The sequence below is a fragment of the Streptomyces sp. NBC_01003 genome, assembly GCF_045162695.1.
Taxonomy (GTDB): domain Bacteria; phylum Actinomycetota; class Actinomycetes; order Streptomycetales; family Streptomycetaceae; genus Streptomyces.
In genome coordinates this window covers 6,342,891-6,369,713 of the sequence record NZ_CP108707.1, presented here as the reverse complement: position 1 = coordinate 6,369,713, position 26,823 = coordinate 6,342,891, and the positions used below count along the sequence as shown (strand labels likewise).

The following is a 26,823-nucleotide window of genomic DNA, read 5'->3' as shown; positions in this document are numbered from 1 at the left end:
CGCCGCTGCCGCCTAGGGTCTTGGTTTGGATCAGGCCGGATCAGGGAGCGGGGTCATGGGGGTCCCCCCTGCTCGAGCGCAGCCGAGAGCTTGGGGGAGTCGGCGACTGACGACAACGCCGCGAGGTACGGCACCAGACCCCGCGAGCCCGGCGTGATCCGAACGAGAGGCCCTAGGGAGTGTCCGGCGGTCAGGCGCGACCCCGGCCATGATCCGCCGGACACCCCCTAGCCCTCGTGGCCCGCGAGGTGGCCGATGTCGTTCCACGACTCGATCGCCGGATCCCCGTAGGCCCAGCCGAGGACCGACAGGGACGTCGGGTTGAGGCGGATGCGGGCCGCGAAGTCGAGCGGGAGGCCCAGCCAGCGCGCACCGATGGAGCGCAGCATGTGGCCGTGCGCGAACACCAGGGCGTCGCGGTTCTCGGATCTGGCCCAGGCGACGACCTCGTCGGCGCGCGCGGTCATCTGCTCCAAGGTCTCGCCCTCGGGGACTCCGTCGCGCCAGATGAACCAGCCGGGGCGCCGCTCCTGGATCTGGGCGGGGGTCAGCCCCTCGTACGCGCCGTAGTCCCACTCCATGAGCGTGTCCCACTCGGTGGCCCGGTCGCCGAAGCCGGCGAGGTCGCAGGTCTCGCGCGCGCGGGAGAGCGGGCTGGTGCGCACCTCGGCCCCGGGGAGTCCGTCGAGGGGCGACCGGTGCAGCCGTTCACCGAGGAGTTTCGCGCCGCGCCGTCCCTCTTCGAGGAGGGGGATGTCGGTCCTGCCGGTGTGCCGCCCGGACAGTGACCATTCCGTCTGTCCATGCCGGGCCAACAGGATGCGCGGTGCCATGGGTGACCTTTCCGAGGGCGGGTGAAAAGGGCTGCCATGTACCGATAAGTCAGGCCAGGCGCGCCCGTTCGTTCCATCATCGCTCACCCGGGATTCAGGCAACCTCCCGGGTGATCGTTGCGTCTTCGTGGGTCGGAGGCGCCCCTTTCAGGCGGACACATACACCGTAAAGTGAGCCACATGGCCACGGGCCGCCGTACACGGAGTTAAGGGGGAGCGGCCGGATGTCGCAGACCGAGGCACCGCCCACTGCGGCGACGGAGGGCGACCGGCTGCGCTGGTGGACCGAACTGCCGGTGATATTGCTGGTGTACGCCGCCTATTCGGCGGGCCGGCTCATGGTGCGCGGGGAGGTGTCGAACGCCGTGGACCACGGCCTCGCGATACTCCGGGCCGAGAAGGCACTCCATCTCAACCTCGAACACCCGCTGAACCGTCTCTTCACCTCCGAGGCCTGGATCGGTGTCCCCGCCGACTTCTGGTACGCCTCACTGCACTACCTCGTCACGCCGGGCATCCTGATCTGGCTCTTCCGCCGCCGCGCCGTCCACTTCCGCGCCGCCCGGACCTGGTTGATGACGTCCACCCTGATCGGCCTGATCGGCTTCGCCCTCGTACCGACCTGCCCGCCGCGCCTGCTCTCCCCCGGCCACGGCTTCGTCGACACCATGGCCCAGTACAGCTCGTGGGGCTGGTGGGGCGGCCAGGCGAGCGCCCCGCGCGGGCTCGGCAGCATGACCAACCAGTACGCGGCGATGCCCAGCCTGCACGTCGGCTGGGCGGTGTGGTGCGGGGTCATGCTGTGGCGCCACGGCCGTACGCCGCTGGTCAGGGCGGCCGGTGTCGCCTATCCGCTGATCACCGCCTTCGTGGTGATGGGCACCGCGAACCACTACTTCTTCGACGCGCTCGCCGGGGTCGCCGTGATGGGCCTCGGCTTCCTGGTGAGCCGGCGCGTGACGCGGGCCGCGGACCTCGTGCGGGCCCGGGTGCGCAGCGCGCCCGTGGCCGGTTCCGCACGGCCCGGCCACACTTCTCCCGCCCCGGCCTCCACGGCGGCGTCCTCGATTGTCAGTGGGGAGTGCCAGACTTCGGCGGGTGAGCGAATTCCCCGACAGCGCAAGGTCAGTGCAGGACCGGGCGGCGGCCCGGGTGCCCGCTCCTCCGACGCGGGGGACGGCACTGCGGATTGGGGCCTCCCCTGCTCGAGCGAAGCCGAGAGTTTGGGGAAAGCTCGCTGAGCTGCGTGGCGCCGACATACCGCCACGGGCGCTCGACGCGCGGGCGCTGGCCGCGCTCGCGGCGAACCCCGGGTGCCGGCGGCGCGCGCTGCTCGACGGGGCGGGCGTCGACAAGGCGCGGCTCGCGGACGCGCTCGGGGCGCCGTCCGGATTCGGCCAGTCGCAGTTCGCGTTCATGCGGGGGAACGCGTTCGAGGCGAAGGTCAAGGCCGACGGGGGCGCGGAGCTGCTCCGGCTCGTGCACGAGCGCATGGGCGGCGGGCCCGCGCCGGTGCCGGGCGAGGCCCGTACGCCGGATCTGACGGCGGTCGGACCCGAGGGCCGCACGGCCCGTACGGCGCTCGCGCTGCGCGAGGCGACGGCGGAGGCGGCCGGTTCCGGCGCCTGGACGTTCCTCGAGCACCCGATGCTCGCGCTCGACGTCGCGGGCACCCCGGCCTTCCTCGAACCGGACGCGGTGGTCGTGCACCCCGACGGGACGTGGACGGTCGTCGAGATCAAGTCCTTCCCGATGATCGACGGCAGCGCGGACGCGGCGAAGGTCGGCGCCGCGGCCCGCCAGGCCGCGGTGTACGTGCTGGCGCTCGAGCGGGTAGCCGGGCACCTGGACCCGGCGCCCGAGGTCAGGCACCGGATCCTGCTCGTCTGCCCCAAGGACTTCAGCAACCTTCCGGCGGCGTCCGCCGTCGACGTACGCAAGCAGCTGTCGGTGACGCGGCGGCAGCTGGAGCGGCTCACCCGCATCGAGGACATCGCGGACGCGCTGCCCGAGGGAACCTGCTTCGACGTCACGCGGCCCGCGGAGGAACTGACGGCAGCGGTCGAGTCGGTGCCCGCGACGTACGCGCCGGAGTGCCTGGCCGCGTGCGAGCTGGCGTTCCACTGCCGCGACCGGGCCCGTGAGGAGGGCGCGGTCACCGCGCTCGGCCGCGGCCTCCGCGCCGAGCTGGGCGGTCTGACCACGGTCGACGAGGTCCTCTCGGCGGCCCACGGCCACTCCGGCGATCCGCTGGACCCGGCGGTCGCCGCGCTGCGCCGGGCAGCGCGGCTGCGGGCCGAGGCGCTCGGCACGCGCGGAGAGGCGGCGCCGGCATGCCGCTGATCAACGATCTGGCCCGTCTCGAGGCCGTGCGGAGCGGGCGCGCCCAGCCGGTCGCGACCGTGCGGCACCGCCATCTGTCGCAGCGGCCCCTAGTCCTGGTCCCGCTCATCACGGCCGGTGAGGCGGGTGCTCCGCTCGGCGCGCTCGTCGGCACGGAGCGCACCTCGCCCCGGCTCCTCGTGGTGCCGCAGCCCCGCGACCGCGACCTGCGCTTCGCGTTCCTCGCCGAGCTGGCGGGGATCGTCCTGCCGTACGTCGACGGGTTCGCGGCCGACGTCGAGGCCGCCGAGCGCGCCGAGACGGACCCGACGACCGGAAAACGGGTCAAGGTGGAGGTCGAGCTGTGCGCGGACGCGCCCCAGCTGATCCTGCCGAGCCGGTCCGGCATCGAGTTCGTGCGGCTGCTCGGGCGCTCGATGCGGTTCCGCCGCACCGCCGAGCAGGAGCCCGAGGCGCCCTATCCCGCCCCGCCGCACGTCCCGCTCCTTGGCCGCTGGCTGACGCACTTCGGGGAGCGGGCCAGAGTTCCCGGTTCCGCGCTCCTGCTCGCCATGACGGACCTGCTGTCCCGGCACTGGGCGACGGGCCAGTCCACTCTGGAGGACCAGCATCTGGGCGCGCTGCTCGCCTGGATCGAGGCCCCGGAGGGCACGTCGGGCGCCGAGGCCGCGCTCCGCGCCGAGCTGGCCCGGGACAAGGACGGCCAGCTCGTCTGCCCGCCCGCGGGCCCGGCCACCGACCCCGCGTTCGACAACAAGCTGCTGGCGCCCGCGATCGAGCGCTACGACAAGGCCCGCACACTGCTGGCCGCCGCCGAGGACGGCATCGAGGCGGACGCGAGGCTCGCCGCTCTGACGGCGGCCGAGCGCGACATCCACGCACTCGTCGAGAGCCGCACCCGGCCCACGTGGGACGCGGTGTGGCGCGGCCTGGACGCGCTGTGCACGCTCCCCGAGGGGCCGCGCGCCGCGGAGCGCTGGACGCGCGACCGCTGGTCGTTCACCGGCCACCGGGACCGCGTCGCCGCGGGCGAGCCGCCGCAGCCGCGACGCGACGACGCGGTGACGGCGGCCAACAAGCTGGCGACGCGCGAGCGCGAGCAGGCCAGGCTGGATGCGCAGGAGGCGCTCGACGACCCGCTGGTCATGGCGGGCCGCCGGCTCACCGGGGAGGCGTTCGCGGGCGAGGTGACGGAGTCGGTCCCGGCGTACAACGAGAAGAACCGGCCGCGCCCCCTGATCACCGTCCGCACCGACGACGTGCCGCATCTCGGCGAGCGCACGAAGGTGTACCGCTCGCTCGACGGCAAGCCTCAGTCCGCGGAGTTCGTGTCGTACGACGCCGAGGGCGGGGTCGTCCTGCGCGTCCTGGACAAGATGGGCCGCGGCAAGGAGCCGGAGCCGGGATCCGTCCCGGAGAAGGGTGACCAGGTGTGCTTCACGCTCTTCGAGCACGAGCAGCGGGGCGGTCCGAAGCTGCCGGACCCGGAGGAGACGCCGTGGACGCACGGCGGCCCGCCGCGTACGGACAGTTCGGGTGTGCCGGTGCCTGAGGCGCCGGACGCCGTGACCACGGAGGATCTGCTGTGACGGCCGCACCGCATGCGCTCGGCCGCTCCGGCACGAGCGGCGACACCCCGTTCGACCCGGGGGCGGCGGCCGGCCGCGCCACCGACGACATCCTCCGCGACACCCTGCACGGCACGGCCCGCGGCATCGTCGTGGACTCCCCGCCCGGCGCCGGGAAGTCGACGCTCGTGGTCCGGGCCGCGCTCGAACTGGCCGAGGCGGGCCGCCCGTTGATGGTCATCGCGCAGACGAACGCGCAGGTCGACGACCTCGTCCTGCGCCTCGCCGAGAAGAACCCCGAGCTGCCCGTCGGGCGCCTGCACAGCAGCGACCCCGACCCGTACGACAAGGCGCTCGACGACCTGGCGAACGTGCGCAAGTCGACCAAGGCCGGTGATCTCGCGCCGTTGCCGGTCGTCATCTCGACGGCCGCGAAGTGGGCGCACGTCAAGGACATCGCCCCCTGGCAGCACGCCATCGTCGACGAGGCGTACCAGATGCGCTCGGACGCGCTGCTCGCCGTGGCGGGCCTGTTCGAGCGGGCGCTTTTCGTGGGCGACCCGGGCCAGCTGGACCCGTTCGCGATCGTCGGGGCCGAGCAGTGGGCGGGCCTGTCGTACGACCCGTCGGCGTCCGCCGTGACGACGCTCCTGGCGCACAATCCCGAGCTGCCGCAGCACCGGCTCCCGGTCTCCTGGCGCCTCCCGGCGTCCGCCGCGCCGCTGGTCTCCGGCGCGTTCTACCCGTACACGCCGTTCCGCAGCGGCACGGACCACGGCGACCGCAGCCTGGGGTTCGAGGTCGCGTCCGACGGCTCGGGCCCGGACCGGGTGATCGACGAGGCGGCGGAGTCGGGCTGGGGCCTGCTCGAACTCCCGGCGAGGCACACGCCCCGCACCGACCCCGAGGCCGTACGGGCCCTGGCTCAGGTGGTACGGCGCCTGCTGGACCGCGGCGGGGCCACGATCTCGGAGCGCGGCCCCGACCCGTCCCCCCTCACGGCGGACCGCATCGCGGTCGGCACGGCGCATCGCGACCAGGCCGCGGCGGTGCGCTCGGCGCTCGCGGACCTCGGCGTCACGGACGTCACCGTGGACACGGCGAACCGGCTGCAGGGCCGCGAGTTCGACGTCACGGTCGTCCTGCACCCGCTCTCGGGCCGCCCCGACGCGACGGCGTTCCACCTGGAAACGGGCCGCCTCTGCGTCCTGGCCTCCCGCCACCGCCACGCGTGCATCGTGGTCTGCCGCGCGGGCGTCCCGGCCCTACTGGACGACCACCCGTCGACGGAACCGGTCCAGCTGGGAGTCACGGTGAAATTCCCGGATGGCTGGGAGGCAAATCACGCGGTACTGGCCCGCCTCGCGGAACACCGGGTGGGGTGGACGCCTTGAGGTGGGAGGGCGCTCTTGCGGGCCTGCGGAGAATAGAAGGTGGCCCCGGCGGCGACGTGGGGCTGCACACCGTACGAGGAGGAACATCATGGCCGAGCCCGAGCGGGCCCGTACCGAGAGGCGGATGCGTCCGGCCCCGCTGCTCTTCGAGCCGGCCGAGGCCGCCGCGGACCCGGAGCACTTCTTCGACCTGGAGGCGATCGAGGACCCGCGCGAGCTGCTTGCCCGCGCGACGGAGCTGACGCTCGCGTTCCGCGCCGCGACCGACCGGTCCGTGGAGTTCCAGGCCCTGGCGGCGGCCCAGCTCGCCGACCCGCGCCGCTTCGACCGCCTGACGCCCGCGGCGATCGCCGAGCGGGCGCAGTGGACCGAGGACTACGCGAAGAAGATGGTCGAGTTCGGCCGCGACCTGATGCGCGGGCCGGCCGAGAACCGGCCGTAGCGGAACGCGGGAGCAATGCAACCGCACCCGTAAAGATCATTTGGCATATGCCAGGGGGCAAGATACTCCACCCCGCCCCCTCCTGTCCCCATTTCCGGCAACCCTGGGAAGTCGCGCGGTCACGGCAGGTAGATGTAAGTGCTATGAGCGCCACACACTCTCAGAACAGCGCCGGCCGGCTGACCCGGTCCGACCGATTCGACATCGCGGGCGCAACCCGGGAGGGTGCCGCCTGGCTGGCCTCGGCGGGAACGTATCCGCGCAGCACCCTCGCGTTCTGGGAGTCACGGCCGGACGCCCCCGTGGTGCTGCCCTGCGGTACCGCCTTCGACGTGGTGAACGTGCCGTCGATGTTCGGGCGCCGGATGCTGGACGCGCTCTGGGAGGACGGCCCCGGCTCCGGCCCGGTCGCCGCGCACCGCGGACGCATGCTCCTGTTCACGGCCCCCGGCACCGCTCAGCGGCTGCCCTCGCTCCTGGAGTGGGAGGAGTGGGGCCCGGCGGTGCCGCCGCTGCTGTGCCACGGAAGCGGCGACGCGGTGACCGTCCCGGCGCCGGCCGGGGGCACCGGCCACGCCGGGGGACCACGCGCCGACTCGCGCTGGGTGGTCGCCCCCGACACCCGCCACCCATGGCTGCCGGGACCCGAGGTACTCCTCTGGGCCTGCGTCCGCGCGGCCCGCGCGAGCGCCAAACCTTCAGTGCGGATATCGATTTTTCCTGGCCCGGATCAGGATGCTAAGGTCTACGACGTCAGCAGGCGCCGCTAGCTCAGTTGGTTAGAGCAGCTGACTCTTAATCAGCGGGTCCGGGGTTCGAGTCCCTGGCGGCGCACAGACACGGTGAATGCCCTCCACGCGAGTGGGGGGCATTCGCTATTTACCGGCCCGCCCCGACTCAGCGAAGGCGGCTGGGGGTCCGGGGGTCATCCCCCGGGAAGACACAGCATCAGCGGGTCCGGGGTTCGAGTCCCCGGTGGCGCACAGAAGGTAAGAAGCCCCTCGCGAGAGTGGGGGCCTTCGCTGTTGCCGAGCCCGCCCCGACTCAGCGAAGGCGGCCGGGGATCCGGGGGGCACCCCCCGAGAAGACACAGCATCAGCGGGTCCGGGGTTCGAGTCCCCGACGGCGCACAGACACAGCGAAGGCCCTCGCGAGAGCGAGGGGCGTCTTGCGTATGCCGGTGCCTTCCCGGAAGGCGTTCAGCCCTTGCCCACACCCACCTTCACCGTCCAAGACCCCGACCGCGTACGCCCCTCGACCTTGATCCGTACGTTCTCGCCCGGCACCCTGTAGCTCTCGCCCACCCGTACCGGTGCGTCCGCGAGCGCCGGGTACACCGAGTCGCCGAAGCACGCGTCCGTGTCGGGGTGTGCGTCGAGCACCTCGACCGGGCCGCTGCCGGAGGCGGTCTCGCTGCGCACCCGGTAGACGAGGATGCCCTCGGAACACGTCGCCGCGTCGTTGCCGTCGGCGCTGCGGGCCTCCAGGGCGATCGCGCTGTCCTCCCCGGTGCGCACGACGGCCAGCTTCGTCCCGTAGCCCGCGCCGAACGGCGCCCCGTTGGTTCCGGGCGCCGCGCCCGGCCGCGCGGGCGCGGACGTCAGGGGTTCGAGGGTGACCCGCCGGCTGCTGGTCACGCACACCACCTGCCGCCGGTCCAGCCACCCCAGCTTCCACTTGTGCCAGCCGAGGAAGTCGGGCGCGAGCCCGAACTGACTGCCCATGACGTCCCAGTCACCGACATACGTGTCCCAGTCACCCTTGCCGTCGGTCGGCCGATGGTAGAGGTCCGGCAGGTCGAAGACGTGGCCCGTCTCATGGGCGAGGACGTTGCGGTCGGGCGGGTGCTGCTCGAAGACGGTGACGATGCGCTTGATGTCCGTACCGTCGGCCCGCATCGGCTTGTCGAAGTTGACGACCTTCGTGGCGTCCGAGTCGACGCCCGGGGCGTCGGGGTCGGCGATGAAGTAGACGACGTCGAACTTCCTGAAGTCGGTGTGCCGGTCGGCCGTGGCGAGGGCGTCGCGCAGATAGGCGCCGCGGTGCGCGGCGTCCCAGTCGCGCTCTATGGCGTACGAGGTCGAGCTGTGCGGCATGCGGAGCCAGCGGCGCTGCGGGTGCGGGACCAGGTGGAACTTCCCGTAGGAGGCCCGGTCGTAGAAGTCGCTGGTGGCGGGGAAGTAGTCGGCCGTGAGTTCCTTGGGGGTCGTCGTCGGCCGGGCGTCGGGGAAGGAGAGGAAGACCATCACCGCGTCGAGGGTCCTGACCGGGCGCGGATAGGCGCTGTTCCAGGTGTCGAGGCCCTCCGAGTGGTGGGCCGCCGTGCGCTCCAGCTTGCAGGGCCCCGCGTAGGGGGCGGAAATCGCGGGACCCGCGACCAGTGACGTGGCGGCCATGGCGGTGAGCGCGGTGAGGGCCGCACCGACGGTGCGCAGGCGCGGTCTCTCCACTCCCCCGGGTGGCAGCGGACGCGGCAAGTCGACCTCCGGATCGGGAAAGCGGGACACCCAACCCAGAGTGTGGGGATTTGTACTACTACGCCCTGTTTATCTGGCCCGGTCGGGTGAGGAGGCGACACCCCGGGCGGTCACAGAACGTCACGCGCGATCGCGGGAGGCCAGAAGCTGTGCCGGGCACGAGCAGAAACGATCTGCCGGCTACCCCGGGATGCCGCCGAACCGGCGGATCGGGCGGGCAAGGCTGGCTCGCGCCTCGGGGCTGCCTCTATGATCGGCACACTTTCCTGCGCGGGCCCGGCTGCGAAGGCCGTTCGCCACTCAGGCTGTGATGACCCGGGAGCAACCCTCCCGGACCCCCGGAACGACTGCACTGCGGGAGCTAGCGGTGAGCGGAATGTCCGAAGGGCCGACGACCGCGGCCGACGCGGCACCCGACTCCACCCGCCGCGCCGTCACGGAGAGTTCCGCAGCGGTGGCGGCGCCCTCGCACGCCCCTGCCCCCGACTCCGTACGCGCGGGCCAGGACGCCCGGGCCCACGAGGCGCTCGGCCTCGAACCCCCTCCCCCGCCGGCGTCCCCGCCCGCCCCGTACCTCTCGGCCTTCCTCGCCGCACCCCTGGCCCTGGCCGTCGTGGACCGCCAGGGCCAGGTGGTCACCGCCAACGCCGCGCTCGCCGCGATCCTCGGCGTGGAGGACCCCGGCGGGCTCACCGGACGCACGGCGGCGGAGCTCGTGGACCTGGCGTCCGACTCCCGCACCTGGCACACGTACCGCGAGGTGCTGCGCGGGCGGCAGGCGCGGCTGACGTGCACCCGCAGGATCAAGCACCCCGACGGGCACTCCGTGTGGGTCCAGGTCACCGTCTCGCCGGTGCCGGGCGGCCGTACGGTGCTGCTCTCCCTCGCCGACATCAGCGCCCGCCGTGAACTCCAGGCGCGGCTGCGGCACTTGCAGATGCACGACCCGGTGACCCGGCTGCCGAACCGCACGCTGTTCTTCGAGCGGCTCTCCGCCGCGCTGGAGGCGGGCGCGTACGACGGGGCGGGCAGCGGACGGATCGGGCTGTGTTACCTCGACCTCGACGGGTTCAAGGCGGTCAACGACTCACTCGGGCACGGCGTCGGGGACCGGCTGCTCGCCGCCGTCGCCGAGCGCCTCACGCGCTGCGCCGACCGGATCGGCTACGGCCGTGGGGCGGCGGCCCCGCTGGTCGCGCGGCTCGGCGGCGACGAGTTCGCGCTGCTCGTCGAGGACTCGGCCGGCACGGAACAGCTCTCGGCGCTCGCCGAATCGGTGCTCCGGGCGATCCAGGAACCGTTCGACCTGTCGGGGCAGCGGCTCGCCGTGTCGGCCTCGATCGGGGTCGTGGAGCGGCGCATGGAGGGCACGACGGCGACGGGCCTGATGCAGGCCGCGGACACCACGCTGTACTGGGCGAAGGCCGACGGCAAGGCGCGCTGGACGCTCTTCGACCCGGAGCGCAACGCGCACCGGATGACCCGACAGGCCCTGTCGTCGAGCCTGCGCCCCGCGGTGGAGCGCGGCGAGTTCGTCCTCGAGTACCAGCCGCTGGTGAATCTGGGCGACGGGGTGCTGCGCGGCGTCGAGGCGCTCGTGCGCTGGGATCACCCCCAGTTCGGAATGCTCACGCCGAATCGGTTCATCGGACTGGCCGAGGAGGACGGCTCGATCGTGCAGCTGGGCCGGTGGATCCTGCGTACGGCGTGCCGGCAGGCGCGCAGCTGGCAGCTGGAGCACCCCCGGACTCCGCCGGTCTATGTGAGCGTGAACGTGGCGGTGCGTCAGGTGTGGGACTCGGACCTGGTGGCGGATGTCGCCGAGGTCCTCGCGGAGACCGGACTCGCCCCGGAACTGCTGCAGTTGGAGCTGACCGAGTCGGCGGTGATGGGCTCGGCGGGCCGCCCCCTCCAGACCCTGCAGTCGCTCAGCGACATGGGCGTGCACATCGCCATCGACGACTTCGGCACCGGCTACTCGAACCTCGCATACCTGAGCAGGCTCCCGGTGTCGGTCCTGAAGCTGGACGGCTCGTTCGTGCGCGGATTCCAGTACGACGAAGGGGGCGAGCACGCGACCCCCGCGGACGCCGTGATCGTCGAGGCCATGGTGCAGCTCGCGCACCGGCTCGGCCTCACGGTCACCGCCGAGTGCGTGGAGACGGCGGCGCAGGCCGCGCGCCTGCGCCAGATCGGCTGCGACACGGGCCAGGGCTGGCTGTACTCGCGCCCGGTGGCGCCGGATCGTATCTCCGCGCTGCTGACGGCTTCCTGACGCCTCCCGACGGGTCGGGAAGGAACGCGGGGTGCCGCCTCCCCCCGTGCGAGGCGGCACCCGGTCGGCCGGGTCAGGCCTGCGGCAGCCCGTACGCGTCGGCGACGAGTTCGTAACTGCGCAGGCGGATCTCGGCGGTGTGGGCGTTGGCGGTGAGCATCAGCTCGTCGGCTCCGGTGCGCTTCTGCAGGTCGTCGAGGCCGGCGCGGACCTCGTCGGCGGTGCCGTGGATGACGTTCGAGTTCCAGCTGTCGACGAACTCCCGCTCCATCGGGCTGAATTCGTAACGCTCGGCCTCCTCGGGGGTCGGTACGAGGCCGGGGCGGCCGGTGCGCAGACGGACCATGTTGAGGGCGGCCGCGAGGACCTGGCGGCGGGCCTCCTTCTCCTCGTCCGCGGCGAGCGCGGAGACGCCGATGAGGGCGTACGGGGAGGACAGGACCGCCGACGGCTTGAAGGACTCGCGGTAGAGGTCGAGGGCCGGGACCGTGTTCTGCGCGGAGAAGTGGTGCGCGAACGCGAAGGGCAGGCCGAGGACGCCGGCGAGACGGGCGCTGAAGCCGGAGGAGCCGAGCAGCCAGATGGGCGGGCGGTGCGGGGACTGCACGCCGCCGGGGGACGTCGCCTGGACCGGGCCCGGGACCGCGTGGATGCGGGCGTAGGGATGGCCGTCCGGGAAGTCGTCGTCGAGGAAGCGGGTCAGCTCGGCGAGCTGCTGGGGGAAGTCGTCGGCGCCCTCGTTGAGCCGGTCCGTGCGGCGCAGGGCGGCGGCCGTCGCGCCGTCGGTGCCGGGGGCGCGGCCGAGGCCGAGGTCGATACGGCCCGGGGCCATCGCCTCCAGGGTGCCGAACTGCTCGGCGATGACCAGGGGCGCGTGGTTGGGCAGCATGACGCCGCCCGAACCGAGGCGGATGCGCTCGGTGTGGGCGGCGAGATGGGCCAGGATCACGGCCGGGGACGAGGACGCCACTCCGGGCATGGAGTGGTGTTCTGCGACCCAGTAGCGGTTGAAGCCGCGGTTCTCGGCCAGCTTGGCGATCTTCACGCTGGTGCGGAGGGCGTCGGTGGCGGTGCGGCCGGCGCCGACGGTCACCAGATCGAGGACCGAAAGGGGCACGGGGGCGGCGCCCTGGGCGGTTGCCCGGATCTCGTCGTTTCCGGCCACTGAGTCCTCCTGTAAGTACGGTGCTGTCTGCGCCCGGACTTAACGGAGGATGGCTCCGGTTTATTCCGGACACCTTGATCCGGACGCCGGACAAGCCTCAGACCTGCACCAGCGGCTCCTTCGTGAAGAGCGCGCCGAGCGCCGGCGCGTTCACCCGCCGCCCCGCAAGCCGCAGTGCCTCCCACACGGTGACCTGGTTGGCCGTCAGGACCGGCTTGCCCAGCTCCTGCTCCAGGTCACGGACGTAGGCCGCTGTGTGCAGGGCCGTGTCCGGCAGGAGCAGCGCCTGCGCGTCCGCGTGATCGCCCGCCTTCGCCATCGCCCTGACCTCCGGCCAGCCCCAGGTGCCGACCTCGGCCGCCGTGATGATGCCGCTGCCGCGCACCGAGACGACCTCGATGCCGCCCGCCTTCAGGAACGTACGGAAGTGCTCCGCCACGTCCTCCGGGTACGTCGCCGCGATGGCGACGCTGCGCGCGCCGACCTCCGGTACGGCGTGGGCGAACGCGAACGACGTACTGGAGGCGGGCAGGCCCGCGGCCCTGGCCAGGTCCCGCACCTGTTCGTGCGCGCCCTCCCAGCCGCGGACGAAGCTGCCGCTGGTGCACGCCCAGACGACCGCCTCGGCGCCGGACAGGCGCAGCTCCTCGACACCGGCGGCGAGCCGCTGCGGGGAGCCCATCTCGATCAGCGCGTCGACGCGGTGCGCGTCCTCACCGATGTCCGTGTGGACGACCGACAGCCTCACATCGCTGTCGATCAGCATTTCGATTCGCGGATAGTCGTCCTCGGCCGAGTGTCCCGGGTAGAGAAATCCGACTGCGGTCATGCCCACCCTTCCTGTTCTTCCGGCAGCTCATGGGCCGGTTCCTGCGGCATCTGCGGCAGCTCGGGGGCCGGCCAGTGGCGCGCCGACTCGTCGAGCAGCGCCTGATACGGCCCCACGGCACGGGTACCCAGCCTGCGCAGCGCTGCCCACACCGTGACCTGATTGGCTGAGATCACCGGGATCCGCAGCTCGGCCTCCAACTGCGGGATGACGTCGTACGTCGGCAGGTTCGTGCAGCTGATGAACAGCGCGTCGGCGTCCTGGCGGGCGGCGCCCCTGGCCATGTCGGCCACGTCCCGGTACGGCACCTTCCAGATGTGCCGGGTCAGGCCGAGGAAGGCGCGGCCCGTGACGGTGATGCCGGCCTCGGCCAGATACTCCTCGAGCGACTCGGTCACCGACCGCGTGTACGGGGTGACCAGGGCGATTCGGCGGGCGCCCAGCTCGGTGAGCGCTTCGAGGAGCGCTCCCGACGTGGTGACGGAGGGGCGTTCGCCCGACCGGAACATCGCCTCGCACATGGCGCGTTCGCCCGCGATGCCGCCGACGAAGCTGCCCGACGTACAGGCGTACGCGAGAACCTCTGGTTCGGCGGCGCTCAGCGCGCGCACCGCCTCGCCGAGGGTCTCGTGCTCACTGACCAGACGTGCCAGGTCGAGGCTGACCTCGACGGGCACGTACGGGGTACGGGTGAGGTGCAGTGACACCTCGTCTGGAACCCAGCGCCACAGCTCGCGGTCGAGGGCGAAGTCGAAGGGTGCGACGACACCGACACCGCGTTGCGGGTGCGGTCCGCCGAGGAAGGAGACGTCCATGACAGGCCCCAAGTCTCTTGAGACGTTCGAGACGATGCTGCGGAGAGCCGGCCGGCGGGCCGGGACGTCGGGACAGGGCGGGGGCAACGGAAAAGTGCCTCTGTTGACGAAGGTAGGTTCGGGTGCCAGCGTGGTCAATCCGCACTTTTTCCTACCAATGAAGCGGACCCTCGTTGCGAAACGGTTTCTGCCGATGACCGGCCCGATGACCGGCTCGACGACCAGCCAGATTCCCGGCCCGATGACCCCCAGTGCGCGGCCCGACGACCGGAGCGAACGTGTCTGAAGTGACTTTGCTGGTGCTCGACGACGACCCCCCGCCGCGCCTGGGCCGGCTCATGGGCCGGGCGCACGTCGTGCACGCCGACGAGTCGACGCTCGCCGCCCAACTCCCCTCGGCCGACGTGCTGCTGGTCTGGGACTTCCTGTCCGACGCGGTGCGCCGCGCCTGGCCGGGCGAGGGCCCTCGCCCGCGCTGGGTGCACACCGCGAGCGCGGGCGTCGACCGGCTGATGTGCCCGGAACTCGCCGCCTCGGACACGGTCGTGACGAACGCGCGCGGCGTCTTCGACCAGCCGATCGCCGAGTACGTGGGCGCGCTCGTCCTGGCCATGGCGAAGGACCTTCCGCGCACCCTCGCTCTCCAGGGCGAGCGCGAGTGGCGCCACCGTGAGACGCAGCGCGTCTCGGGCACCCGGGCCTGCGTGGTGGGTTCAGGGCCGATCGGCCGGGCGATCGTCGCGACGCTGAAGGCGCTCGGGATCACGACGGCGCTGGTCGGGCGCACCGCGCGGGCCGGAGTGCACGGGCCGGCGGACCTCGGGCGGCTGATGGCCCGCGCGGACTGGGTGGTGTGCGCGGCGCCGCTGACCGACGACACGCGCGGCATGTTCGACGCGCGGCTCTTCGGGATGATGCAGCCGTCCGCCCGCTTCATCAACGTGGGCCGCGGACAGCTCGTGGTCGAGGACGACCTCGCGGACGCGCTGGCCAAGCGGTGGATCGCGGGCGCGGCGCTCGATGTCTTCGAGCACGAGCCGCTGCCGCGGGACAGCGCCCTGTGGACGGAGCCCGGCCTGATCGTCTCCCCGCACATGAGCGGCGACATCGTCGGCTGGCGGGACGAACTGTCGCGCCAGTTCGTGGAGTTCTACGAGAAATGGGCGTCCGGGGAGCCGCTTCCGAACGTGGTCGACAAGAAACGTGGGTATGTCCCCGGACACTGACCGATCTGAATGATCACGTCCTGGATCGGCACTCCCGGACCGACCTGAGGAGAGCGGATGACCGAGCTCACCGAGCTGACCGCGGAAGCGCTCGTCGACGGCTACCGCAAGGGCGGGTTCAGCCCCGTCGATGCCACGCGGGCCGTCCTGCGCCGCATCGAGGAGGTGGATCCCGCGGTCAACGCCTTCGTGCGGCTCGACGCGGAGACCGCCCTCGCGCAGGCGGAGGCGAGCGCGGAGCGCTGGCGCAGAGGTGAGCCACAGGGCCTGGTGGACGGGGTCCCGGTGTCGGTGAAGGACATCCTGCTGATGCGCGGCGGGCCGACGCTGCGCGGCTCGCGCACGGTGCGGGCCGAGGGCGCGTGGGACGAGGACGCGCCGTCCGTGGCGCGGCTGCGCGAGCACGGCGCGGTGTTCGTGGGCCGTACGACCACGCCGGAGTTCGGCTGGAAGGGCGTCACGGACTCGCCGCTGTCGGGCGTGACCCGCAACCCGTACGACCTCTCGCGCACCTCGGGCGGATCGAGCGGCGGCAGCGCCGCGGCGGTGGCGCTCGGGGCGGGGCCGCTGTCCCTGGGCACCGACGGCGGCGGCTCGGTGCGGATCCCGGCGGCGTTCTGCGGGATCTTCGGCCTGAAGCCGACGTACGGGCGGGTGCCGCTCTATCCCGCGTCCGCGTTCGGGACGCTCTCGCACGTGGGGCCGATGACGCGGGACGTGGCCGACGCGGCGCTGATGATGGACGTGATCACCGGGGCGGACTGGCGTGACTGGTCGCAGCTCGGCCCGGTGGAGGGCGGTTTCCGCGACGGGCTGAGCGGCGGGGTGCGGGGACTGCGCGTCGCGTTCTCACCGTCGTTCGGCGGGCAGGTCGCGGTGCGGCCCGCGGTCGCGGCGGCGGTCCGCAAGGCCGTTGAGGGACTCGCGGGGCTCGGGGCGTACGTCGAGGAGGCCGATCCGGACGTCACGGACCCGGTGGAGGCCTTCCACACGCTGTGGTTCAGCGGGGCGGCGCGCGTGACACAGAACCTCTCGCCCGCGCAGCGCGCGCTGCTCGATCCCGGCCTGCGCGAGATCTGTGCGCAGGGGTCCGGGTACAGCGCGCTCGCCTATCTCGCGGCGGTCGACGTGCGGGCCGAGCTCGGGCGGCGGATGGGCCGGTTCCACTCGACGTACGACCTGCTGGTGACGCCGACGCTGCCACTGACGGCGTTCGAGGCGGGCGTCGAGGTGCCCAAGGGCTCGGGGCTGCGGCGCTGGACGGGGTGGACGCCGTTCACGTACCCGTTCAACCTGACGCAGCAGCCGGCCGCGACCGTCCCGGTGGGGGTGGACGCGGACGGGCTGCCGGTGGGGCTGCAGATCGTGGGCGCGCGGCACGCGGACGCGCTGGTCCTGCGTGCCGCGCACAGCCTGTACGAGGCGGGGATCGCCGGAATTCCGGCGCCTACGCTCGCCTGAAGGCAAGGGTCTCGCCCAGCGCGCCACCGCGCCACAGGTCCTGGCAGGCCTCGGCCATCCGGTCGAGGCCTTCCACGACCTGGCCCCAGACGATGCCGGGGACCCAGCCGACGTCGCCGTTGATCAGCAGGTTGTTGCGCTCGTAGAAGAGGGCGAGGTCGACGACGGCGGCGCCGGGCTTCAGCTCGGCGCCGGATTCATAGCCGTATGCCTGGGTCCCCAGTTCCGTACCAGAAAAGGAGAAATAGCAGAGGTCCCCCGGAATGGGGGTGATGGTCGGGTTCTCCAGGGGTGGTTCCCGGTCCGCGAATGCCGGGAAAAGGGCGTAGATCTCGTTGCGCGCGTATTTCGCGTGGTAGACGTCGGAGCCCAGTGGAAGCGCGTCCCACACCGCCGCGCAGGTCAGCGGAGCGCGGTCGTCGAGCAGCTTTGCCGTGCACTGAACTCCCCGCTTGGCGAGGGAGACTTCGATGTATCGGTCGGCCATGCCCTCCATGTTCAGCCCCATGGTCCCCCCTGGGTCAAGGGCGCCCCGCTCGCATCAGGGGCTTGAATTGATACGCATAGGTCGTGTCGAGTCGGGTAGCCGCGCGCCCATGGCTCCACCTATTTGGAATGTCACAGAAGGAACAAGAAGCCTAGGAAGCAACAGAAAGGGCATAGGCCGACGATCTCTGCTCATCGGTGCCACCGCTCTCGGCGCGGCCGGCGCCCTCGGGGCCGCTGGTTGCAGCCGCGTCCCGAACGGCGACACGCTCGCGCGGCTCCAGGGGCAGGGCACGGTGCGTCTCGGGATCGCCGGCGAGGTGCCGTACGGCTACATCGACGACAACGGCGAGTTCACCGGTGAGGCAGTCGAACTCGCCAAGGTCATCTTCAAACGGCTCGGTGTCGGCCATGTCCAGCCCGTCGCCACCGACTTCAGCTCCCTGATACCCGGCCTGCAGACCCAGCAGTTCGATGTGGTGTCGGCCGGGATGTACATCAACAAGGAGCGCTGCCAGCAGGTCATCTTCTCCGACCCCGAGTACCAGATGCTCGACTCCTTCATCGTCCGCAAGGGCAACCCGAAGGACCTGCACGACTACGCGGACTGCGTGAAGGCGAAGGCGAAGCTCGGCACGGGCACCGGCTACGCGGAGATCGCCTACGCGGTCGAGGCGGGCTACAAGGAGAGCGACATCGTCATCCTCCAGGACCAGGTCGCCGGCCTGAACGCCGTGGAGGCGGGACGCATCGACGTGTTCGCCGGCACCGCCCTCACCACGCGTGAGGTGACGAAGAAGAGCCGCAAGGCCGAGCACACCGAGCCGTTCGCGCCCCTGGTCGGAGGCAAGAAGCACGTCGACGGCGGCGGGTTCACGTTCCGCTCGAACGACACCGCGATGCGCGACGCCTTCAACAAGGAGATCCACAAGATGAAGGCGAACGGCGAACTCTTCCGCATCCTGCGGCCGTTCGGTTTCACGCATGCCGAGATGACGAAGCTGACCGCAGAGGAGCTGTGCAAATGACAGCGGGACTGTGGGAACACTGGGTCCTTCCGGGCATCTGGATCACGATCCAGCTGACCGTGTACAGCGCGGCCCTCGCGACCGTCGTCGCCTTCGGTGTGGGCACGGCCCGCACCCACAGGCTGTGGATCGTGCGCTTCGTCGCGGGCTTCTACACCGAGGTCTTCCGCGGCACGTCGGCGCTGATCCTGATGTTCTGGATCTTCTTCGTACTGCCGCAGCTCGCCGGCTGGTCGCTGGTCCCGATGTGGGCCGCGGTCCTGGCGCTCGGCCTGTCCTACGGCGCGTACGGCGCCGAGGTGGTGCGCGGCGCGCTGAACTCGGTGACGCCCGCCCAGCGCGAAGCGGGGGTCGCGCTGAGCTTCACCCCCTGGCAGCGGATGCGGCTGATCATGCTGCCGCAGGCCGTGCCGGAGATGATCCCGCCGTTCTCGAACCTGCTGATCGAACTCCTCAAGGGCACCGCTCTGGTCTCGCTGCTCGGCATCGGTGACGTGTCCTTCGCCGCGTACCTGGTACGCCTCGCCACCCAGGAGAGCGCCCAGATCTACGCGATCACCCTCGTCATCTACTTCGTGATCGCCTTCCTGCTCACGCGCGGGATGCGCGCGCTCGAGCGCAAGACCAAGGCCGGTATCGGCCAGCGCCCTGACCCGGGAATCGGCATCATGCGCAAGCTCAACATCCGTCAGACGACGGAGACCGCACCCGTTCCCACGAGCGCGGGAGGTGGCGGCGCGTGATCACCACCGCTTCCGACACCTGGGACTGGTCGGCCGTCGCCGACTTCATGCCGCACTTCTGGGACGGCGTGCTCGTCACGCTTCAGGCCCTCGTCCTCGGCTCGCTGATCTCCTTCAGCGTCGGCCTGATCTGGGCGCTCGCCCTCCGCGCACCGACGCGCTTCGTTCGCTGGCCGGTGGGCATCGTCACCGAGTTCGTCCGCAACACCCCGCTGCTCGTGCAGCTCTTCTTCCTGTACTTCGTGCTGCCGGAGTGGGGCATCCAGTTCTCCGCCCTGACCACCGGCATCGTCGCCATCGGCCTGCACTACTCGACGTACACCGCGCAGGTCTACCGCGCGGGCATCGAGGCCGTGCCCGTCGGCCAGTGGGAGGCGGCACGGGCGCTGAGCCTGCCGTACGGCAGGACGTGGACGGCGGTGATCCTGCCGCAGGCGATCCGCCGCGTGATCCCGGCGCTCGGCAACTACGTGATCGCGATGCTGAAGGACACCCCGCTGCTCGCCGGGATCGGCGTGCTCGAACTGCTGCAGCGGTCCCGCCTGGAAGCGGCCCAGACCTTCCAGTACACGGAGGCCCTCACGGTCGTGGGTGTCGCCTTCATCGTCATCGCCTACCCCTCCTCCCTCCTCCTCCGAGCCCTGGAGCGACGTCTTGTCCGCTGACCCGAACCTCCCCGTAGACCAGGCCAACCCCAAGGTGGACGGCAGCGAGCTGATCCGCTTCGACAAGGTCGTCAAGCGCTTCGGCGGGAACACCGTCCTCGACGAGCTCGACTTCTCCGTCGACTCCGGCAAGCACGTCACGCTGATCGGCCCGTCCGGCTCCGGCAAGACGACGATCCTGCGGCTCCTGATGACCCTGATCAAGCCCGACGAGGGCACGATCAAGGTCAACGGCGAGTTCCTCACGCACGAGGACCGGGGCGGCAAACTCGTCCCGGCCGGCGAGAAGCACATCCGCGAGGTCCGCAAGAACATCGGGATGGTCTTCCAGCAGTTCAACCTCTTCCCGAACATGAAGGTCCTGCGCAACATCATGGAGGCGCCGGTCACCGTGCTCGGCCTCTCCAAGGACGAGGCGGAGCAGCGCGCCCGCGAGCTGCTCGACATGGTCGGTCTCGGTGACCGCTGCGACGCGTACCCGACGCAGCTCTCCGGCGGCCAGCAGCAGCGCGTCGCCATCGCCCGCGCCCTCGCGATGCGCCCGCAGGTACTGCTCCTCGACGAGGTCACCTCCGCGCTCGACCCGGAGCTCGTCGCCGGCGTCCTGGACGTGCTGCGCGACATCGCACACACCACGGACATCACGATGCTCTGCGTGACTCACGAGATGAATTTCGCCCGGGACATCTCGGACCAGGTCCTGATGTTCGACGCAGGCCGGGTCATCGAGTCGGGGCCGCCGGAGAAGATCTTCAGCGATCCGGAGCACGAGCGGACGCGGGAATTTCTCAGCGCGGTTCTGTGACCACGACCGGTGAGGTCCGCTAAGTCCCGTGGTCCCGAACCTGGGGCATGACTTTGGCATATGCCAGGGTGGCGCGCTCCTGCTGACAGGCCCGGAGCGCGCCACCAAAGTCGCCAACGGGCGCCCCACAAAGGCCCCTTGACAGCTATCGTGGACCGAGGCCAGCTGTCCGGAACCGGTCCTTGCAGGGGGATGCCGTGGCGCTGAAGCACGAGCCGATCGCGCAGCACCAGTCGGTGCAGCACGCCCTTCGTGTGCTCGAAACCGTCGCACGACGCGGCGCCGGCGTCACCGACACCGAGCTCAGCAACGAGACCGGACTGCCCGCCGGCCGGCTCGCCCCACTGCTGCGCATGCTGCGCCGCGAGGGGTACGTGGAGCAGACCTCCGACGGCGCGTACGTCACGGGCGAGACGCTGACCGGCCTCGGCTCGGCGCAGGGCCGCGAGGACGCGCTCACCACGAGCCTCCAGCACACCCTCGACCGGCTGCGCGAGACCTTGGGCGCGGCGGTCTACCTCAGCCGGTACGTGGACGGCGAGATCCGCATCACCCAGCTCGCCCAGGGCCCCACGACCCCCGCGGTCAACGAGTGGGTGGACTTCCGCTCCGCGGCGCACGCCTGCGCGATCGGCAAGAGCCTCCTCGGCCAGCTCGACCTCAACGCGCGGCGCGACCACCTCTCCCGCCACAAGATGGCCCGCCTCACCTCGCGCACGATCACGAACGAGCGCGTCCTGCTCTCCAAGCTCGACGCCCAGCCGGCGACGGTGCCGGTCCTCGACCTCCAGGAGTACGCGGTGGGCACGGTGTGCGCCGCCGTCCCGCTCACGGCCGGCTCCTCAGTGGGCGCACTGGCCCTCTCGCTCCCCATCGAGCACGCCCACCGCCTGCACCACGCGGCAAACACACTGAACCGCGGAGCGGCCCCGGTCCTGCTCTCCCTGGCGATCTAGGCACCCGCCCGGGCGTGTCAGGAGCACCCCTCAGAACCAGGTATTATTTTCGAGTCAGCAGGCGCCGCTAGCTCAGTTGGTTAGAGCAGCTGACTCTTAATCAGCGGGTCCGGGGTTCGAGTCCCTGGCGGCGCACAGACACGGTGAATGCCCTCCACGCGAGTGGGGGGCATTCGCTATTCACCGGCCCGCCCCGACTCAGCGAAGGCGGCCGGGGATCCGGTTGTTTCCGCGCGGCTGCGCCGCGCGTTGTGGGGGCTCTGCCACCCACACCCCCAGGGTTCGGGTCACCGCCCCTCAAGCCCGCAGGTAAGCCAGCACGGCCAGCACCCTGCGATGAGTGTCCGTATCGTCCGCCGGGGGCAGGTCCAGTTTTCCCAGGATGTTGCCGATGTGCTTGCCGACGGCCGCCTCGCTCACCACCAGGTCCCGGGCGATCGCTCCGTTCGACCTGCCCTCGGCGACCAGGGCGAGGACCTCGCGTTCCCGTGGGGTGAGGCGCTCCAGCGGGTCGCGGCGGCGGCGCAGCAGCCGGCGTACGACTTCGGGGTCGACCACCGTGCCGCCGGAGGCGACCCGTTCCACCGCCTCGACGAACTGCTCGACCTGGCCCACGCGGTCCTTGAGCAGATAGCCGACGCCGGTGCCGTCGCCCGTGTCGAGGAGCTCGGCCGCGTACGAGCGCTGCACGTACTGGCTGAGGACCAGGACCGGCAGGCCGGGGCGGTCCGCGCGCAGGGCGAGCGCGGCGCGCAGGCCCTCGTCCTGGAAGCCGGGCGGCATCCGTACGTCGGTGAGCACGAGGTCCGGCGTGTGCTCGGCGACGGCGGCGCGCAGCGCGTCCGCGTCACCGACCGCGGCGACCACCTCGTGCCCGAACCGGGCGAGCAGGCCGACCAGACCCTCGCGCAGCAGCACGGCGTCCTCGGCGAGGACCACTCTCAGAGCGCTGGGCACGGGATCTCCAGGGACAGGGCGGTCGGCCCGCCGGCCGGGCTGGTGATCGTCAGTGTGCCATCGAGGACGGCGAGCCGGTCGGCGAGTCCGGTGAGCCCGCTGCCGCGCGCGGGATCGGCGCCGCCGCGTCCGTCGTCCTGTACGTCGATGACGAGCCGGCCGCGCTCGTGGCGTGCGGTGAGGAGGACGCGGCCGGCGCCGCTGTGCTTGGCGGTGTTGGCGAGGGCCTCGCTCACCGCGAAGTAGGCGGCGGATTCGACGGGTCCGGGCAGTCGGGGCAGGTCGATGCGGGTGTCGACGGGGACGGCCGAGCGGTCGGCGGCGTCGTCGAGGGCGGCCGCGAGCCCGTAGTCGGCGAGGACCTGAGGGTGGATTCCGTGGATCAACTCCCGTAGCTCCACGAGCACTTGGCCCGCCTCGTCGTGCGCGGTGGCGATGCGTTCGGCGAGCGGTCCCGTCGCGGGGGCGTCGAGGCGGGCGAGTCCGAGGCTCATCGTGAGGGCGACCAGGCGCTGTTGGGCGCCGTCGTGCAGGTCGCGCTCGATGCGGCGCCGCTCGGCCTCGAACGCGGCGACCAGGCGCGCTCGCGACCTGGTGACCTCCGCGAGCCGCGCCTCCTCCTCCGTCTCGCGGGGCGCGAGCAGCAGCCGGGCGAGCGCCGCCCGCGCGGCGGCGTAGGCGCCGAGCGGGTAGAGGAGCACCGCCAGCAGGGCGAGCCCGGCGACGGTGCACAGGCCGGCCTGCCAGTAGGAGTCGATGAGCCACAGCTTCACGACCCGGGTGTCGTGCCCGGCGCTCACCAGCTGGACCGGTGCCGCCGCCACCGCCCCCGCGAGGCCGATCGTGCAGAGCAGGACCAGCAGGTCGAGCGGCCACAGGACGAGCGCGAGGAGTGCGGCGTAAGCGAGTTCGCGCCAGGTCGCCTGTTCGCCGAGGCGCAGCCGCAGCCAGGCCGTGGCGCCGGGCTCGGCCGGTGTGCGGTGCGGGCTGGGCGCCGCATCGCCGGTCACGGGCCGCAGTCGGCGCCGCTCCAGCGCCCCGACCGGGACCCCGGCGAGCGCGAGCAGGGCGAGCAGCGGCAGCCCCACGAGGACGAGGGAGAGCACGGCGCCCGCGACTCCGAGCGTCACGAACGTGACCAGGAGCGGCGCCCCGACGAGCACCCCTCCCGCGAGATATCCGGCGGCACGCCACGGGGCGCTGCCGCGCAGGTAGGAGGGATCGCGCAGGGAGGCGGCGAGGGAGGTCACCGGGCGGGCCCAGCGGCTGGGGACGGCCCGGTGACCGGGGCCGGCCCCGCCCCCTCCCCCGCGTCGAACCTCTCCCGCGCCTCCTCGACCAGGGGCAGATGCCCGGACGACCACTCGGCCAGCGTCGCGAACAGCGGGGCGAGGCTGCGGCCCAGGTCGCTGATCTCGTACTCGACCCGCGGCGGCACCTCCGGGTAGTACGTGCGCACGACGAGTCCGTCGCGCTCCATCTGCCGCAGGCGCTGCGTGAGCACCTTCGGCGTGATGGTGCCGATGGCGCGCTGGAGCTGCACGAAGCGCTGGGTGCCGTACTCGTTGAGCGCCCACAGGATCGGCGTGGTCCAGCGGCTGAAGACGATGTCGAGAACCGGCGAGATCGGGCAGGCCTGCTCGGGCCCCCCGTCCTTCCGCCATGCACTGCCGCTCATACAGCCCTCCCGGAAAGTCACTTTCCTCTAGGTACCTACTTTACTCAGGATGCTAGCTTTCGAGAACAGAGCGGGGCACCAAAGCCCCCTCAGTACAAGGGAGTTGAAGATGATCGTTGTCACGGGTGCCACCGGGAACGTCGGCCGTCCGCTCGTCGCCGCCCTGACCGCCGCCGGCGAGCAGGTCACCGCCGTGTCCCGCCGCCCCGCGCCCGACCTGCCCGTACACCACGTACAGGCGGACGTCGGCGACGCGGACAGCCTGCGGCCCGCGCTGGAGGGGGCCGACGCGCTGTTCCTGCTGATCGGGGCGGAGCTGCACCAGGCCGGGGAGCCGCCGGCCGCCGTGCTCGCCGTGGCGAAGGCGGCCGGTGTACGCCGTGTGGTCCTGCTCTCCTCGCAGGGAGCGGTGACGCGGCCCGACGCCGTCTCGCACGCCAGGCTGCACGCATTCGAGGAGGCCGTGCGACAGTCGGGTCTGGACTGGACGCTGCTGCGCCCCGGTGGTTTCGCCTCGAACGCCTTCGCGTGGGCCGACTCCATCCGCGCCGACCGCACCGTCGCCGCCCCCTTCGCCGATGTGGCGCTGCCGGTCGTCGACCCGGCGGACATCGCGGCGGTCGCGTCCGTCGCGCTGCGCGAGGACGGTCACGCGGGCCGGGCCTACGAGCTGACGGGACCGGTGGCGGTCTCACCGCGCGAGCAGGCCGCGGCGCTCGGCGAGGCGATCGGAGCCGAGGTGCGGTTCACCGAACTGAGCCGCGCGGAGGCCCGCGCCTTCATGACGCGGTTCATGCCGGAGCCGGTGGTGGACGGCACGCTCGACATCCTCGGCTCGCCGCTCCCCACCGAGCAGCGGGTGAGCCCGGACGTCCGCACCCTGCTCGGCCGCGAGCCCGGCACGTTCGCACAGTGGGCGGCCCGCAACGCGGCGGCCTTCGCCTGAGCAGCCCCAAAGGGGCACACGCCGAGGCGCACACGCCTCACCGGTCCAGGAGCTCCGATCTCCCGTGTGCCGCGTACTCCTCCGAGAGCGCCGTGACGTCGGCATCGGTGAGGCTCCGGTACCCGCTCTCCCCCGGCGGCCGCCACCACACGGGGTCCGCGCACCGGAACCCCTCGCGGCGCAGCCCCACCCGGTGCACCTTGTTCGTCGCGGTGACCGGCATCCGCCCCACGATCCGGACGAAGCGAGGCGCCATCTTCGTCCCCAAGTCAGCCTGGTAGAGCAGGAATTCGGCGAAGCCGAGCGGGTCGAAGGGTTCGGCCGGGTCGGTCCCGCGCAGGGCGAGCGTCGCCATCACCTGGTCGCCGGCCACCGGGTCGGGCACGCCGTACACGGCGACCGCGGCAGCGTGTTCGTACCGGGCGAGGATGTTCTCGATCATCGCGGGCGCCAGGTTCTCGCTGTCGACCCGGAGCCGGTCGTCGGTGCGGCCCGCGAAGTACAGGAACCCCTCGCGGTCGCGGTAGAAGAGGTCCCCCGTCCAGTACCAGCCGTCCCGTACGCGCTGTGCGTGCGCGTCCTCGTTGCGCCAGTACCCCTCGAAGGGCGTGCGGCCCCGGTTGACCAACTCCCCTATCGCGGCCGCCCCGTTGAGGAGACGGCCGTCCGCGTCGAACTCCGCGGGCGGGCACTCCCGACGGGTGGCCGCGTCGACGACGGCCAGGTCGTCCCCCGGTGTCGCCCGCCCTATCGCCCCGGCCGGCGTCCCCGCCGAGCGCTGGATGGCGGCGCCGCCCTCGGACGACCCGTACCCCTCCACCAGCCGCGCCCCGAACCGCTCGGCGAACCGCGCCGCGTCCACCGCCCCCGCCTCCGTGCCGAAGCCCATCCGCAGCGGGTTGTCCCGGTCGTCGGGCCGCTCGTCGGTGGCCAGGATGTACTGCACGGCCCGCCCGACATACGTGAAGTACGTGGCCCCGTACGCCCGTACGTCGCCCAGGAAGCGGGACGCCGAGAACCGGCGCCGCAGCGCCACGCCCGCGCCCGCCGCGACGGCCGGCGCCCAGTCGGCGATCACCGCGTTGCCGTGGAACAGCGGCATGCAGATGTAGTGGACGTCGTCGCGGCGCACGCCGAACTGGCCGACGAGCGACTGTCCGGCCGCCGCAAGGCGCCCCTGCGAGCAGATCGCGGCCTTGGGCGCGCCCGTGGAGCCGGAGGTGAAGTAGAGCAGCATGCGGGTTTCGGGTGTGGCGCGCACAGGGTCGGGCTTGGCTCCCTCGTACGGCGCGAGCAGTTCACCGTAGGCGTCGGAGTCCGTCACCAGGATGCGTACGCCCGGGAGTCGGAGCCCGTCGAGCAGTGGCAGATGAGACCGCTCGGTGACGAGGACGCGACAGTCGGTGTGGAGGATGTCGCGGGCGAGTTCGGGGCCGCGCCGAGTCGGGTTGACGCCGGCGACGGCTGCGCCCGCGAGGGCCGCGGCACTCAGCCAGAGCGGGAACTCCGGGGTGTTGTCGAGGAGTACGCCGATGTGCGGCTCCGCTCCCCTGGGCAGCAGGTCGGCGAGGAGCGCGGCCCGGGCGGCGGCGCCCGCAGCCACCTCGTGATGACTGAGGACCTGGTCCCCGCACCACAGTCCGGGGCGGTGGTCACCCCAACGCTCCTGTACGAGTTCCGCGACGGTACGCCTCATGGGACCCATGACCGGGCACCATAATTGACGCATCG

Annotated in this window: 26 protein-coding genes and 2 tRNA genes; 18 read left to right on the top strand and 10 right to left on the bottom strand. The window is 72.0% G+C overall.

Annotation, left to right across the window (positions count from 1 at the left end; all coding sequences use genetic code 11):
- Positions 1-227: 227 nt before the first annotated feature.
- A complete protein-coding gene (locus OG698_RS29125) occupies positions 228-833 on the bottom strand; it encodes a histidine phosphatase family protein (protein WP_399973664.1) in 606 nt (201 codons plus the stop codon).
- 224 nt (positions 834-1,057) lie between these two features.
- Here OG698_RS29125 and OG698_RS29120 point away from each other — a divergent pair, with 224 nt between their 5' ends.
- The 7 genes from OG698_RS29120 to OG698_RS29090 all read left to right on the top strand — a co-directional run bounded on the left by OG698_RS29120 (position 1,058) and on the right by OG698_RS29090 (position 7,414).
- Positions 1,058-2,074 (top strand): phosphatase PAP2 family protein, encoded by a 1,017-nt coding sequence (locus OG698_RS29120; protein WP_406106495.1) that lies wholly within the window; start codon positions 1,058-1,060, stop codon positions 2,072-2,074.
- Entirely contained in the window at positions 1,986-3,176 is a 1,191-nt protein-coding gene (locus tag OG698_RS29115) for a hypothetical protein (protein ID WP_406106493.1), read from the top strand. Before OG698_RS29120 ends, OG698_RS29115 begins: the two co-directional genes overlap by 89 nt.
- On the top strand, positions 3,167-4,765 hold the full coding sequence (locus OG698_RS29110) for a hypothetical protein (RefSeq protein ID WP_406106491.1): 1,599 nt from the start codon (positions 3,167-3,169) through the stop codon (positions 4,763-4,765). Before OG698_RS29115 ends, OG698_RS29110 begins: the two co-directional genes overlap by 10 nt.
- Positions 4,762-6,138: an AAA domain-containing protein gene (locus tag OG698_RS29105; protein ID WP_406106489.1), complete on the top strand. Its 1,377-nt coding sequence runs from the start codon at positions 4,762-4,764 to the stop codon at positions 6,136-6,138. Before OG698_RS29110 ends, OG698_RS29105 begins: the two co-directional genes overlap by 4 nt.
- An 88-nt stretch (positions 6,139-6,226) precedes the next feature.
- Complete coding sequence (locus tag OG698_RS29100) at positions 6,227-6,580, top strand: hypothetical protein (protein WP_329573260.1); 354 nt, start codon at positions 6,227-6,229, stop codon at positions 6,578-6,580.
- 143 nt (positions 6,581-6,723) lie between these two features.
- On the top strand, positions 6,724-7,350 hold the full coding sequence (locus OG698_RS29095) for a bifunctional DNA primase/polymerase (protein ID WP_406106487.1): 627 nt from the start codon (positions 6,724-6,726) through the stop codon (positions 7,348-7,350).
- A tRNA-Lys gene (locus OG698_RS29090) sits at positions 7,341-7,414 on the top strand. Before OG698_RS29095 ends, OG698_RS29090 begins: the two co-directional genes overlap by 10 nt.
- 365 nt (positions 7,415-7,779) lie before the next feature.
- On the opposite strand, the gene OG698_RS29085 is transcribed toward OG698_RS29090, so the two are convergent.
- Positions 7,780-9,087, bottom strand: a complete 1,308-nt coding sequence (locus OG698_RS29085; protein ID WP_406106485.1) for a M6 family metalloprotease domain-containing protein — start codon at positions 9,085-9,087, stop codon at positions 7,780-7,782.
- 346 nt (positions 9,088-9,433) lie between these two features.
- Here OG698_RS29085 and OG698_RS29080 point away from each other — a divergent pair, with 346 nt between their 5' ends.
- On the top strand, positions 9,434-11,332 hold the full coding sequence (locus OG698_RS29080) for a putative bifunctional diguanylate cyclase/phosphodiesterase (protein WP_406111345.1): 1,899 nt from the start codon (positions 9,434-9,436) through the stop codon (positions 11,330-11,332).
- A gap of 73 nt (positions 11,333-11,405) precedes the next feature.
- Here OG698_RS29080 and OG698_RS29075 read toward each other — a convergent pair whose 3' ends face one another.
- From OG698_RS29075 to OG698_RS29065, 3 genes are all read right to left on the bottom strand, one after another.
- Complete coding sequence (locus OG698_RS29075) at positions 11,406-12,497, bottom strand: LLM class flavin-dependent oxidoreductase (protein ID WP_100594058.1); 1,092 nt, start codon at positions 12,495-12,497, stop codon at positions 11,406-11,408.
- A 97-nt stretch (positions 12,498-12,594) separates the two neighbouring features.
- Positions 12,595-13,326, bottom strand: a complete 732-nt coding sequence (locus OG698_RS29070) for a decarboxylase (RefSeq protein ID WP_399973646.1) — start codon at positions 13,324-13,326, stop codon at positions 12,595-12,597.
- The gene (locus OG698_RS29065; protein ID WP_406106483.1) at positions 13,323-14,141 is read right to left on the bottom strand and encodes an aspartate/glutamate racemase family protein; all 819 of its coding nucleotides are present in this window, start codon (positions 14,139-14,141) and stop codon (positions 13,323-13,325) included. The genes OG698_RS29070 and OG698_RS29065 overlap by 4 nt, the downstream gene beginning before the upstream one ends.
- Here OG698_RS29065 and OG698_RS29060 point away from each other — a divergent pair.
- The 3 genes from OG698_RS29060 to OG698_RS29050 are packed head-to-tail and all read left to right on the top strand — an operon-like array spanning position 14,140 to position 16,828.
- Positions 14,140-14,427 carry a hypothetical protein gene (locus OG698_RS29060; protein ID WP_406106481.1) on the top strand — a complete coding sequence of 96 codons (288 nt, stop codon included), beginning with the start codon at positions 14,140-14,142 and terminating at the stop codon, positions 14,425-14,427. The genes OG698_RS29065 and OG698_RS29060 overlap by 2 nt on opposite strands.
- Positions 14,428-14,479: 52 nt before the next feature.
- Complete coding sequence (locus OG698_RS29055) at positions 14,480-15,367, top strand: D-2-hydroxyacid dehydrogenase (RefSeq protein ID WP_406111343.1); 888 nt, start codon at positions 14,480-14,482, stop codon at positions 15,365-15,367.
- A 57-nt stretch (positions 15,368-15,424) separates the two neighbouring features.
- Complete coding sequence (locus OG698_RS29050; protein ID WP_406106479.1) at positions 15,425-16,828, top strand: amidase; 1,404 nt, start codon at positions 15,425-15,427, stop codon at positions 16,826-16,828.
- Here OG698_RS29050 and OG698_RS29045 read toward each other — a convergent pair.
- Positions 16,815-17,315: a DUF3830 family protein gene (locus OG698_RS29045; protein ID WP_372562648.1), complete on the bottom strand. Its 501-nt coding sequence runs from the start codon at positions 17,313-17,315 to the stop codon at positions 16,815-16,817. The two genes, OG698_RS29050 and OG698_RS29045, sit on opposite strands and share 14 nt — an antisense overlap.
- A gap of 109 nt (positions 17,316-17,424) precedes the next feature.
- Between OG698_RS29045 and ehuB the strand changes: the two genes are divergently transcribed.
- The 6 genes from ehuB (at position 17,425) to OG698_RS29015 (ending at position 21,646) form a co-directional block, all read left to right on the top strand.
- Positions 17,425-18,342, top strand: a complete 918-nt coding sequence (gene ehuB, locus OG698_RS29040) for an ectoine/hydroxyectoine ABC transporter substrate-binding protein EhuB (RefSeq protein ID WP_406106478.1) — start codon at positions 17,425-17,427, stop codon at positions 18,340-18,342.
- Positions 18,339-19,085 (top strand): ectoine/hydroxyectoine ABC transporter permease subunit EhuC, encoded by a 747-nt coding sequence (gene ehuC, locus OG698_RS29035; RefSeq protein ID WP_406106476.1) that lies wholly within the window; start codon positions 18,339-18,341, stop codon positions 19,083-19,085. The genes ehuB and ehuC overlap by 4 nt, the downstream gene beginning before the upstream one ends.
- Before the next feature lie 47 nt (positions 19,086-19,132).
- Positions 19,133-19,750: an ectoine/hydroxyectoine ABC transporter permease subunit EhuD gene (ehuD, locus tag OG698_RS29030; RefSeq protein WP_406111341.1), complete on the top strand. Its 618-nt coding sequence runs from the start codon at positions 19,133-19,135 to the stop codon at positions 19,748-19,750.
- Between the two features lie 34 nt (positions 19,751-19,784).
- Complete coding sequence (ehuA, locus tag OG698_RS29025; RefSeq protein WP_406111339.1) at positions 19,785-20,555, top strand: ectoine/hydroxyectoine ABC transporter ATP-binding protein EhuA; 771 nt, start codon at positions 19,785-19,787, stop codon at positions 20,553-20,555.
- A gap of 197 nt (positions 20,556-20,752) precedes the next feature.
- Complete coding sequence (locus OG698_RS29020) at positions 20,753-21,511, top strand: IclR family transcriptional regulator (protein WP_406106474.1); 759 nt, start codon at positions 20,753-20,755, stop codon at positions 21,509-21,511.
- Positions 21,512-21,572: 61 nt separating this feature from the next.
- A tRNA-Lys gene (locus OG698_RS29015) sits at positions 21,573-21,646 on the top strand.
- Between the two features lie 162 nt (positions 21,647-21,808).
- Here the strand turns inward: OG698_RS29015 and OG698_RS29010 are convergent.
- Genes OG698_RS29010 through OG698_RS29000 form a run of 3 tightly spaced genes read right to left on the bottom strand, consistent with a single transcriptional unit; the run spans position 21,809 to position 24,146 of the window.
- A complete protein-coding gene (locus tag OG698_RS29010; protein WP_399973629.1) occupies positions 21,809-22,468 on the bottom strand; it encodes a response regulator in 660 nt (219 codons plus the stop codon).
- Positions 22,453-23,718 carry a sensor domain-containing protein gene (locus OG698_RS29005; protein WP_406106472.1) on the bottom strand — a complete coding sequence of 422 codons (1,266 nt, stop codon included), beginning with the start codon at positions 23,716-23,718 and terminating at the stop codon, positions 22,453-22,455. Before OG698_RS29005 ends, OG698_RS29010 begins: the two co-directional genes overlap by 16 nt.
- Positions 23,715-24,146 carry a winged helix-turn-helix transcriptional regulator gene (locus OG698_RS29000; protein ID WP_383084726.1) on the bottom strand — a complete coding sequence of 144 codons (432 nt, stop codon included), beginning with the start codon at positions 24,144-24,146 and terminating at the stop codon, positions 23,715-23,717. The genes OG698_RS29005 and OG698_RS29000 overlap by 4 nt, the downstream gene beginning before the upstream one ends.
- A 109-nt stretch (positions 24,147-24,255) precedes the next feature.
- Here OG698_RS29000 and OG698_RS28995 point away from each other — a divergent pair, with 109 nt between their 5' ends.
- Positions 24,256-25,092 carry an SDR family oxidoreductase gene (locus tag OG698_RS28995; RefSeq protein WP_406106471.1) on the top strand — a complete coding sequence of 279 codons (837 nt, stop codon included), beginning with the start codon at positions 24,256-24,258 and terminating at the stop codon, positions 25,090-25,092.
- Positions 25,093-25,129: 37 nt separating this feature from the next.
- On the opposite strand, the gene OG698_RS28990 is transcribed toward OG698_RS28995, so the two are convergent.
- Positions 25,130-26,797: a long-chain-fatty-acid--CoA ligase gene (locus OG698_RS28990; RefSeq protein ID WP_406106469.1), complete on the bottom strand. Its 1,668-nt coding sequence runs from the start codon at positions 26,795-26,797 to the stop codon at positions 25,130-25,132.
- Positions 26,798-26,823 lie beyond the last annotated feature (26 nt).